At 52.6% G+C, this 11,839-nt stretch carries 5 protein-coding genes; 4 read left to right on the plus strand and 1 reads right to left on the minus strand.

The window, feature by feature from the left end; genetic code table 11:
- Nucleotides 1-6: 6 nt before the first annotated feature.
- A complete protein-coding gene (locus ACZ520_RS07465) occupies nt 7-8,493 on the minus strand; it encodes an RCC1 domain-containing protein (protein ID WP_464127868.1) in 8,487 nt (2,828 codons plus the stop codon).
- Nucleotides 8,494-8,822: 329 nt separating this feature from the next.
- Between ACZ520_RS07465 and rpmI the strand changes: the two genes are divergently transcribed.
- The 4 genes from rpmI (at nt 8,823) to ACZ520_RS07485 (ending at nt 11,830) form a co-directional block, all read left to right on the plus strand.
- A complete protein-coding gene (gene rpmI, locus ACZ520_RS07470) occupies nt 8,823-9,014 on the plus strand; it encodes a 50S ribosomal protein L35 (protein ID WP_011164102.1) in 192 nt (63 codons plus the stop codon).
- Between the two features lie 62 nt (nt 9,015-9,076).
- Complete coding sequence (gene rplT, locus ACZ520_RS07475; RefSeq protein ID WP_374035539.1) at nt 9,077-9,424, plus strand: 50S ribosomal protein L20; 348 nt, start codon at nt 9,077-9,079, stop codon at nt 9,422-9,424.
- 49 nt (nt 9,425-9,473) lie between these two features.
- A complete protein-coding gene (fni, locus tag ACZ520_RS07480) occupies nt 9,474-10,517 on the plus strand; it encodes a type 2 isopentenyl-diphosphate Delta-isomerase (RefSeq protein WP_374035540.1) in 1,044 nt (347 codons plus the stop codon).
- On the plus strand, nt 10,514-11,830 hold the full coding sequence (locus ACZ520_RS07485; RefSeq protein ID WP_464127869.1) for a hydroxymethylglutaryl-CoA reductase, degradative: 1,317 nt from the start codon (nt 10,514-10,516) through the stop codon (nt 11,828-11,830). Before fni ends, ACZ520_RS07485 begins: the two co-directional genes overlap by 4 nt.
- Nucleotides 11,831-11,839: the final 9 nt, after the last annotated feature.

The following is an 11,839-nucleotide window of genomic DNA, read 5'->3' on the forward strand; positions in this document are numbered from 1 at the left end:
GTCAGGTCAATACCCTTGCCACTTGTGTATGAAGGTTGGCGTGTAGATGATCTTGGTAATTCCGCTGCCAATAGTCATCAAAACGGCAGAATCTACATAGCCGAAGTTTCCGCCGTAAGCGCGACCCACGCAGCGCACTTCGCCAGATGTGGCTTTGGCGCATGTGGATGAGTTCGCAGCCCACACTTTGGTGTATGTATTGGCACCATCCACCACCAGTGGACTCGAAAAGACCGAGTGGCCTCCCGGATATTGAGGTGTAGCCAGTCCGGAATAGGTCGCATTACCCCAGCATTTGATTTGTCCGGCGGTGATGCCACAAGTATGGCCCGCCCCCATGGAAATATCCGAATAATCAGCCGAAGCATCAATCGCAGTCGGGGTGTAACGGCCCGTGGTTGTTCCATCTCCGAGCTGCCCAAGGAAGTTGGCTCCCCAGCATTTCAGCTTGTTGGCAGAAGTGATACCGCAACTGTTGAAAGACCCCGTGGCGATCTTCGTATAAGTGACGCCAGAATCCACCACATCTGGAAGATAAGATGCAGAGGTGCTGCTGGCTTTGGCGATCTGACCCTGAGAATTGGTGCCCCAGCACTTCAAAACACCCGTGGTCGTTCGCCCACAGGTGTGAGACATGCCCATTTCGATGTCGCTATAACTGACGCCACTGTCGACGACAGTGAAGCTGGTGCGGGCCGTGGTGTCTCCCAGTCCCAGACGGCCGTTGTCATTGTTGCCGGCGCATTTCAGGACTCCGGTGGTAGTGATGCCGCAGGTTGCATGATTAAATGAAACCACTTTCGTATAGGTGGTGGTGCTGTCTGCCACGGTCGGAGAATAAACAGTCGCACTGACGGCTGCGGCTTCGCCCAGTTCGCCGTAGTTGTTGATGCCCCAGCACTTCATCTGTCCCGCGCTGGTGATGGCGCAGAAGTCATGAGATCTCCGGGTGTGGATGTAGCTGTAATTCGTGCTTGGATCAATCATAACCGGGGCTGGGCGACGTGCATCGGTTTGAGAGCCGTCGCCAAAAGGACCTTCCGTCGCTTTCATCGAGCCCCAGCAGTAAAGTTTGTTGGAGGATATTCCACAAGTTCCTGAATAGTGGTCGTCAATGGCATCAGCGCCAAAGACGGAAAGCGTGTCAAAGGTCCACTCGGACGCTTTGGTCATTTTCTCTGCATACTGATGGCGGGCATTACCACTTCCATAGCTGTAAGAACTTTGCGGGGAGCTGTCGCCCAGCAGATTTCCCCAGCACTTCAGAGCTCCGGTCAGAGTGATGCCGCAGGCACGGGCCGCAGAAATCTGAATTGCGGCATAGGTTGTTCCCGCATCCGAGGTGCCCGGGACGTACTGCATGTTGGAAGTTCCGTTACCTAGTTGTATCAGTGAATTGACGCCCCAGCATTGCAAAACATCATTGGATGTGATGGCGCAGGTGAAACCACGTGCTGTTGCGATGTTGCCATCGTCATTCACGGCAACAGTTTTATAAGTTTCTGAACCCGAGACGGCAACCGGAGTTGTCCTTGTTGTGACACCGTTGTCGCCAACCTGGCCATAGTTGTTGGTACCCCAGCACTTCAGGTTGTTGGTCAGAGTGATGCCGCAGGCATGTTTTGAGCCGATAGCCACGGACTTGTAGGATTCGGCGGCGTCAATGGCCGTCGGAACTCCACGGGCTGTTGCTGACCCATCACCCAGCTGATAGTTGACGTTGCTGCCCCAGCAGAACAGCTTGTCGTCACTACGAATGGCGCAGGTCGAACGGGAACCGGCATGGACAAATTTGTAAGAGTTGGCATTATCCACATCAGTCGGCGACGTGCGTCGGGTTGTATCGTTCAGGCCCAACTGGCCATAGTCGTTTTTACCCCAACACTTCAGCTTGTTGGCCGTAGTGATGGCGCAAGAATGATAGTCCCCGGAAGTGACTGACAGATAGGTCGTCGCGTTGTCCACGTGCAGTGGTGACCATTGAGTCCCCGTGGTGCCGCCGCCAGCCTGGCCTTCAGTGCTGTCGCCCCAGCAGAACAGGCGGTTGTCCAGAGTGACGGTGCAAGTATGGAATTCACCTGTTGAAATGCTTCTATAACCAGTGACACCCGCAATGGTGATGACAAACGGAGAAACCTTAAAGTCGTTCACCGAACCATCAATCTGGCGATACATGTTTGTACCCCAGCATCGAAGGGACGAATCTTCCATGATCGCGCACTGGTGGCCGCGGGCCATGGAAAGCTGGGAGGCTTTCAGATTCTTTTCATCATCCGCAATAAAATACTGAGTCTGATAGTTGTCGCCCATGGTCGCCAGTGGCGCGTTCGTGTGGGTGAAGTGCAGATTCAGTAATTTTTCGCCTTCCACCAGGCTGTTGTCAGGGAAGTTGACAGTGATTGTGGCGGTCGTGGAGCCCGCCGGGAAAGTGATGAAACCTGAACTCAGGTCATGGTGGTCCGGATTCACGGCATCGCCGGTGACCTTGTAGTACGCGGTCACATCGTAGCTTTTTGCGGGGGTCAGGCTGACGTTGATAGTCTGGGAGCCCGAACCTTCCTGAACGCGGTTCATTCTTGTGCTGGTGATATTCACTGCTGAAATGGAATCCTTGGTCCAGCTGACAGAAACCGCATCGGCCGCTGTCTGGAACAAGTTTGTGGCATCACCACCAAGCACACACAACGTCACCGGACCATTTGGCAAAGCCGAAATATTGTCGGTGATGTTGGTGGAAGTGTTGTAAGCCGCCGAGTATGTTGCAGCAGCACAAGTGCCGGAAGTGATGATCGCCTTTTTATATTGAGTCACACGGAACCCAGAGACAGTCACATTCAAAGTCGACGTTGTTGAAATGCCGACCGGATATCCTGTCAGCGTTGGAGTCGGAGGTGGATATGGCGTGCTGATTTCCCACGTACTGACCGCGTTACCGATGGTGACGGTGGCTGTGTTGGTTTGGGCATTGGCGGTAGGGGAGGTCATGCGCAACTGAATGACTTGACCGTTAGAAACTGCAACAGACCCACCCCAGTAGCTTCCCGTGGTGATATTGCGAATCTGCGCATCCGCCCCCGTGATGGTGGCAATGGCGGTTTGATTCAGGGAACTGATGGTTGTATTGGCTGTGGCGTAGCGGGTGTTCAAAGCCGCATTATGAATTTTTGCAAAACTTGGCGGGCTCGTCATGATAGGGCCTGGATTTCCCCAATATGCAACCCAGCCATCACGAATCGCGCTGCCATCACTGGTGAACTTGATCGTCATTTTTCCAGAGTTGGCAGTTTGTGTTGCTGGAATAGAAGTTCCGCTGACCTGATTCAACAACAGAGTTCCCGCTGTTGTTCCGTCATAGACGCTGACCTTGTCCCAGGCTGCTTCAGTATTGAAGGACGTGAAGGTCAGAGTGATAGGGGCGCCAGTGTTGATCTCGAACTGACAGTTTTCGTTGTTCTGATACATGCCGTTGGCGCCGCCGGAGTCATAAATGAATCCGGTTGTTGCCGTCGAGGCAGTTGCCGAACACAGCGAGTAGAAGTTTTGTACGTTGTAGCGGTCCCATTGATATTCTGTCGGGTGCCAGTTGGCCTGCCAGGTTCCATTGGTGTGTTTGCCCAGAATACAAAGTTTCAGTCTTTCCGTTGTAAAGACGCTAAGGTCCGCAGTGATATTCGATGAAATGGCTGTTTCAGATCCATATCCGGTTGCAACAGTACAGTCCGTGGTTGCGGATGTTCCAAGTTTGTATTTGTAAGATACGACATTGGTGCCGCCCACCGTGGCGTCCAGGGTGTTTGTGCTGTTATTGGAAGCTGGCACGTTGCTGGCAGTGGCGACTACAAACGGATAACCTTCCACAACCAGATTTTTTCTTCCGGCCAGGGAATTAGCCGAACCAATAGCTGGTAGCGTGGCGGTGGCATTGCTGCCCATGGCATCTTTGATGGAAGCGGCATTGGTTAATGTGGTTGATGAATAGTCCAGATCCGCAGCGCTGTGTTCATAGGCCACCGTATAACGGAAGATCAGCTCTGTGGAACCACTGCCGCTCAGATACGTGGCTGTCACGCCCGAACCGGAGGCCAGGCTCATGACCGGGTTTGCGCCTTGAACGGTGACTGGTTTGGTGAAGACCACTTGAATGTCGATGGTGTCGCCCGGCTTATAAGTTCCATCAGGATTTGTGGCTGTAACATGAGTCACGGTGGTTGGCAGCAGTGGAGTCGCCACCATCCAGTAATAGCTGGCATCGCCGGCGCGAACATGGGCCAGTCGGTATTGGTCGGTCGCATTTGGTGAAGTCATGCGGACTTCAACGGCATCTCCTGGATTCACAAGCACAGAGCTTGAGAAGTCGGAAGAGGTTGTTACATTGCGGATTTCCGAGTCATAACCTGAAACCGAGAACACAGTGGCTGTGCTAAGGCCATAGGCAGCCGCAACACGGCTGTAAACGGTATTCACCGTCGCATTTGTTACGTTGGTAAGGGTCATGGTGGGCGTCAGATTTGGGGCTCCTCCCCATACCAGAATCACACCAGCACCCACCACGGAGCCGTCACTCTTGAATTCAGCATAAAGAGTGCCGGAGGTCGAGTTGACAGCCGTGTTGGTGACGGTGCCAGCCACCGGGCCCAAAATCACTGCTCCAGCAGCTCCTGTTTCGCGCAGTCTCAGGAAATCATAGCTGATGTTGTTTTCAGTGTCGTAGCTAACAGAGGCAGAAATCGCCGCACCTGTATTGATCGAGAAATAGCAGTTGGCAATAGTTTCATTGTCGCTGTAATTGGCGGTCGGCCCGCCGGAGTCATACAGACGCCCTTTGGGAGCGGTGGAGGACTTGACCGCTCCGCACAGATTGAAGGATGGCAGGTTTTCCACATAGTGCCATTGCGCCTGGGTGACGGCGAAAGCCTTTTGCCAGTTTCCGGCGCTGTCTTTACCCAGCACGCAGATTTTCAGGAACGAATACTTCGGATGCGCACTGATGGTGTCCGTAATGTGGGTCGCCACCGGAATTTCACTTGAATAGCCCGTGTAAGTCGAGCAGTCCAGAGATCCGGACAGACCCAGTTTGTATTTATAAGAAACGACATCCAAACCCGACACAGTGATGTTAAGTGTGTCGCTGGAGTCCGCTCCCATCGGTGTGTTGCTCAGGATGGCTTTGGCCAGAGGACTTGAGTAAGCTTCGACCGCAATGTTTTTGGTTCCTGCCAGTGAGTTTGCGGTCCCCGGGGCCGGAAGTGTCAGGGTGGCGTTGTTGGACAGAGCATCCCTCATCGTGCCGCCGTTCAGTGCAAGGGCGGTGGTGCTGGTGTAATCCAGATCCGGATTCTCATCATTGGGTTGAATGACATAGCTAAATAGAATCTGGGCAGAGCCTGATCCGCTGGCGTAGGTGGCCACGCGGTCTGTCGTGCCGGTTTCAAGCGTTAGCTGCGGAGTCCCTGTGACCGTCACGTTTTCATCAAACGTCACACGAACCTGCACGGACTGACCCGGGCCATACACGCCATCAGCGGTGGTGGCATCCACAGTCAGAATGACAGGGCCTTGAGAATCCCTTGTCCAAGTCGCTTGGGATGTGGCCGTGGACCAGTTGCCTGCAGTGTCGCGACCAAAGACGCAGAGCTTGTAGGCCCCTTGCTCGGTCAGTGTATCGGTGATTTTTGTGGCTACGGCAATATCGCTTCCGGTGTAAGCGGCACTGTTCGTACAGACCTCAGTGCCACCCGGAGCAACAATAAAGTAACGATAGTGAGTGATATCCGTGCCGCCGACCGTGATGTTTAGTGTGCTGGTGGAGTTGGTTCCTGTCGGAGCCCCCGTGATTGTCGCAGCTCCCGGGGATTGGGTGTCTTTCGGATAAGTTGATGATCCTGTGGCATTGTTGCCGCTGACTCGGCTGTGAGAGGCGACCACTGTGAATGGAGTGCCAGAAGTATCGGCCAAAGAACTGAAGTCCAAAGAAGCTGTCCACGAACCTGTGGTGCAAGTTGCAGATCCAGTCACTCCGGCGTGACCAGTGACGGTCAGGTTGACCAAACGACCGTTTTCAGAGCAGGCGCCGGAAAGGTTCAATGCTGTCTGATTCAAAGAATTGATAAAGGTCCCGGCCACCGGGGAAGTCAGCGTGACCGTCGGTGAAACGGAATCATGAATGATGGAATCAAACGCGCAGTCAGATTCATTCCCGGCGACATCGCGGACTTTGAAATAAATCGTATTGGTATTGTTGGCTGTCGGCAGTGTCCAGGACTTACTGGCATTGTAGGTTTCCCAGGAGCCGCCATTCAGGCACAGAGCCGTGTTTGTGGCATACATCTGAACGCCGTCAGTGGTGGTGCTTGTAAGTGTGGCGCTGAGACTGGTGGCATAGGCATCATTATTGTTAATGACAAAGCTGTTCACTGTCGGAACCACCGTGTCCTTGGCAAAGACTTTCGTCACTGTCGGGGCCACCGCGCCGCTGGCACGCGAGTGATTCAGAGTGAACGTCAGATCCCCTTGGGCCGAAGTGCTCAGATCCAGAGTTTTAGTCCAGGCACCACTGGAACATGTTGCTGTTGTGGCCGACTGACCGGTCACAGAAATTTCAACCGGGCGGCCGTCCTCAGAACAGGCGCCGGAAATCACAAAGGCTGAAACATTGGCAAGATTCACAAAGCTGCCATCGGCCGGGGAGGCCAAAGAAAGTGACGGCACCGTGCTGTTGTGAGTGATGCTGTCATCGTAACAGACAGATGAATTGCCAGCGGCATCTCTGAATTTAACATAGACAGTGTTCAGGGCATCCGCCGTTGGCAGCGTCCATGATTTGCCAGTGACAAAAGATTCCCAAGTACCGCCCGTGGCGCAACCTGCGGTGTTGGTGACATACATCTCCGCCGCATCCGCACTTGTCAGTCCCAGGGAAACAGCCAGGTCATTCGTTGTTGCCGCACCGGAATTAATGCTCAGGGTTCCTGTTGGTGCCTGAGTGTCTTTATTGTAGGTCGGAGAATTTGCGGTGTTGGAGTTTCCTGCAACGTCATTCAAGGAAGCCGTCAGTTGGAATGTTCCCTGTGGAAGGGCGCTCAGATCCAGGATCGCGGAAAAGGCTGAGCCTGTACAGATTGTCGTTCCGGTGAATCCACCCGGACCAGAAAAGTTCACAGATCGGTTGTTTTCAGAACAGGTGCCACTGACCGTGAACGCGTTCACATTGTCGGAATTGATGATAGTGCCGGAAACAGGAAGTGTGAAAGCCAGAGTCGGAGCGACATTGTCATGAAGAATATCATCGCTGACACACGGGGATTCGTTACCCAGGCTGTCGCGGAATTTCGCATACACGGTGTTCGTGGCATTGCTGTTTGTCAGAGTCCACGGGGCAGCAGCATTGTAGGCAACCCAACTTCCTCCGGTACAGGCAGCCACCGAACTCAGATACATTTCTGCGGCATCAGTGACCGAGCTGTTCAGAGTTGCACTCAGCGAATTCGTTGCCGCATCGCCGTTATTCAGAGCCAAGGAGTTCACCGTAGGCCCCGTGACATCGCGGTTGACGGTGGATGTGGCTGTGCGCGTATTTGCGACCGCGTCCGTGTGAGTTGCTGATACCACAACCGAAGTGCCAGATAGCGAGTTAAGGTTCATTGACGTTGAATAGGTTCCGCCAGAGCAGGCGACTTCGGTGCTCACGGATCCTGCGGTCACGGTAACACTTCGGCCTGTTTCAGAGCAGGTGCCGCTGACCGTGTCAGCATTTTGATTCACCGAGGTGATGGTGGTCAGGGCATTCAGAGTGATCGTCGGAGGCACCACGTCTTTGGTGATCGCCAGACGGTATTCCTTCGGTGTGCCACCAGGGGCCGTGACAGTGGCGATCAAGTCGCCGCTGTACATGCTTGGCAAAGCGCTGAGATCCAGATTTTGTGTCCACTGACGGGCACTGCAGGTGAAAGTCAGCAAAGGCGTCGCGGCCGCAGAAAACTCGATTGAGGATCCCAGCAGGCAAGTGCCTTTGAAAGGGGCGGCCGTCACGTTGCCTTCATTGATGATAGACTGGGAAAGGCTTTCGATGGAAAACGCGCCAAAGTAGGTGACCGGATTGGAACACGAAGAGGAAGCGACGCTGCCGTCTTTGGAAAGAACGAAGACCTTGAATGTGTACTCGATGCCGTCCTCCGGTGTGAAGGTTGGCATGTGGGATGTTTCCGCAGGACCGACATTGGCCACGGGCAGAATCGGGGTGACGCAGGAGCCACCTCGGAAATAGAGAACCTGTTGTTCTTTGATGTCGGCTTTTTCCGGAAGGTTCCATTCCGCCTTCAGAATCCCTTGTTGCCCCAGGGTGTCGGCATTCCATTTCAGGGTGGTGGGGGTGGAGTCTTCAGCCGCGATTTGCAGTTCCAGCGAACACCCGACCACAGCCATCAGCAAAAAGGAAAGAAAAAGCCTTTTCGCCTGTTGGGTTAGATAGGTGGTGTGAAGAAACGTACAATTCATGAAAAGTTCTTCGGGTTTCCATGAATGAAACTAAATCCCCGGTTTGGGGGAAAGCGTTCATTAAACTCTTGGAAACACCAGCCTTTCCACTGGGCTCCTGCGGAAATAGGGCCTTTTCCGGGGGCAATTAAGATGTGGTAATGGCCGCGAAACTGCGCTTTTAATGTGAGAATACCTCTCAATTAGAGTCAAAACCACTAAGTCCTCAAAAAGCTTGATTTCCCACACCTTTCACCCTAAAACAGTGAGTCCGTATTTACGACTGTCTAAGGCAATGGTTAAGAGTCCTCCCTTTCGGGAAGAACGCCTTATCGGTGGAAGGTATCTATATGAAAATGCGCACTCACTCTGGCGCGAAGAAGCGTTTGAAAGTTCTTTCAAGCGGTAAAGTTAAGAAAAAAAGCACTCGCATGCGTCACTTGAACTCTCACATGAGCTCTAAGACGAAAAGACAACTAGGCAAAACATCATACGTTGAAGACGCGAACATGCTTCAAGTTCGTCGTTGCTTGGTATTCTAATTTTAATTTTAAAAATTGTCTTTCGGTGCCCGGCAAAGTCCGTGGCGTAATAGAGGTTCAAAATGGCTCGTGTAAAATCTGGTAAAACAAATCGTGCTCGTCACAAAAAAGTTCTTAAAAGAGCAAAAGGTTACTACTCTGCGGGTTCTCGCGCGTACATCCACGCGGTAGAGAAAAATGACCGTGGTATGGCTTTCGCTTACCGCGATCGCAAAGTTAACAAACGTAACTTCCGCACTTTGTGGAATCAACGTATCAATGCAGCAGCTCGTTTGAACGGGACTACATACTCTCGTTTGATCGGTGGCTTGATTAAAGCTGGCATCCAAGTTGACCGTAAAATCTTGGCTGACCTTGCTATCAACGACGCAGCAGCATTCTCTGCACTTTGCAAACACGCTTTGGCATAAGCCAAAGCTAAAAAGTACAGCAAAGCTCTGTTAAAGGAGCCTTAGCCCCATGGACGAGTCCAATAGTCAGTTTGAAAAAAGAAAGCGCGATCATATCAGGATTGCGCTGGATCCTAGGTCCCAGACCGATGGACAAAACGGATTGGACTCGATCACTTTGATTCATGAGGCTTTGCCTGATCTGAACTTTAAAGAGGTCGACATTTCGACCTCTTTCTTTTTTTCCGGGGAGTCCATCCCACTTTCATCTCCGATCTTTATCTCTTCAATGACTGCGGGCCACGAAAAAGGCCGGGAGATCAATGAAGCTTTGGCGCGTCTGAGTGACCGCCGTCAGATTCTGATGGGAGTTGGTTCTCAACGTCGTGAACTGGAAGATTCCAATGCTGCCGAAGAATGGGCACGTGTTCGCAAACAAGCTCCGAAGGCCCGTTTGCTTGGCAATATTGGAATCGCTCAGCTCATCAAGTCGCCGATTGATAAAATCCGCCGACTGATTGATTCCACGGAAGCCGTGGCTTTGTTCGTTCACTTAAATCCCTTGCAAGAGGCTTTGCAGCCCGAAGGCACGACAGATTTCAAAAACGGCCTGGCCGCAATTGAAAATCTGGTCAAGCTGGCCGGGGTGCCGGTGATTGTGAAGGAAACCGGCTGTGGGTTTTCTGTCGACACCCTGAAACGTCTTTCCAGCACCGGCATTTACGGTGTGGATGTCAGCGGCAAGGGTGGGACGCACTGGGGTCGTGTGGAAGGCTATCGTTCGGAAGAATCCGACCTGCTTTATCACGTGGCCCAAACTTTCGCCAATTGGGGCATCAGCACGAAGCAAAGCATGCTGAATGCCATTGAAGCCCGGGTAGAGTATCAGCTCTGGGCATCGGGCGGCGTGAGAAATGGATTGGAAATTGGTAAACTTATGGCGTTGGGAGCTTCAAAGGTGGGGGTTGCAAAACCTTTCCTCGAAGCGGCTCTTCAGGGCGATGAGGCTCTTGAGAAACTGCTGACCCAGTTGGAAACAGAGTTGAAAGTAACTATGTTCTGCACAGGCAGCCGCAATCTGAAAGACCTCCAAAGCAAGAAGGTGATTCAATGACAAAACAACTTCAGGATATCTTTAAAGGTTTCTCCAAACTGTCTCGTGAAGAACGTCTGAAAGCACTTAAAGAAGTCGGTGCATTGAACGAAGCCGAAGCGGACTATCTTGCCAAGGGTGGGTTGAAAGACACTTCTTTGGGTGAAAAGTTTATTGAAAACGTGATTGGTTACTTCCAGCTTCCACTGGGAGTTGTCACCAATATGCGCGTGGACGGGAAAGACTTTGTTGTTCCCATGGCGGTGGAAGAAACTTCCATCGTGGCTGCGTGCTCTAAAACGGCCAAATGGATCCGTGAATCCGGCTCAATCACAACAGAAGTTGTGGGGAACGAAATCATCGGTCAGATCCAACTGGCAAAAATCCGCAGCTTTGCTGAATTTGAAAAGCAGATCCTGGCTCAGAAAAACTATCTGATTGAAGCCGCCAACCGCGAAGTGGCCTTCGGCCTGGTTCGTCGTGGTGGTGGGGTTCGTGACTTGCAAGTGCGCCGCGTGCCTCGCGGTGACGGCAGTGATATGGCCGTGATCCACATTCTGATGGACCCTTGCGACGCCATGGGGGCCAACATCATCAATCAGGTGTGTGAATATCTGAAAGAACCGATTGAACAGTTCACCGGTGAAAGAGTCACCATGTGCATTCTGTCCAATCTGGTGGATTCCAAAGTCACTCGCGCAGTTGTGCGCATTGATGACATCGAGCCGGAACTGGCTGAAAAAATTGAAGAAGCTTCCTTGTTCGCGCAAATGGACCCGTACCGTGCGGCCACCAACAACAAAGGTGTGCTCAATGGTATTGATCCGATTCTGATTGCGACGGGTAATGACTGGCGCGCGGTGGAAGCGGGCATTCATGCTTACGCTTGCCGTGATGGGCAGTACCGTTCGATCACTCGCTGGTACCGTGAAGGCAAAAGCCTGGTGGGCGTGTTTGAAGCGCCTCTGGTTGTGGGCACCGTGGGTGGGGTGACGACTTTGCATCCAACCGCGATGCTTTCCATGAAAATGCTGGACACCAAATCCGCCAATGAACTGTCGCGTATTATTGCAGCGGTGGGCTTGGTGCAGAACCTGGGTGCTTTGAAGGCCTTGACCACGGTGGGCATCATCGAAGGTCACATGAAGCTTCACACCAAAAACCTGGCTTTGGGTGCGGGGGCCGAGGAAAAAGAGATTCCTTTGGTTCAGAAGAAACTGGAAGAGATTCTGGCGATTCGCAAGCGTATATCCCTGAGCAACGCCATCGACGTTCTGAAAGAACTTCGTGCGGCTCAGAAAGCTCCAGCGTCCACGACTCAACATCATTCCTAGGAGCAGACC

It is taken from the genome of Bdellovibrio sp. BIS2, assembly GCF_055398295.1.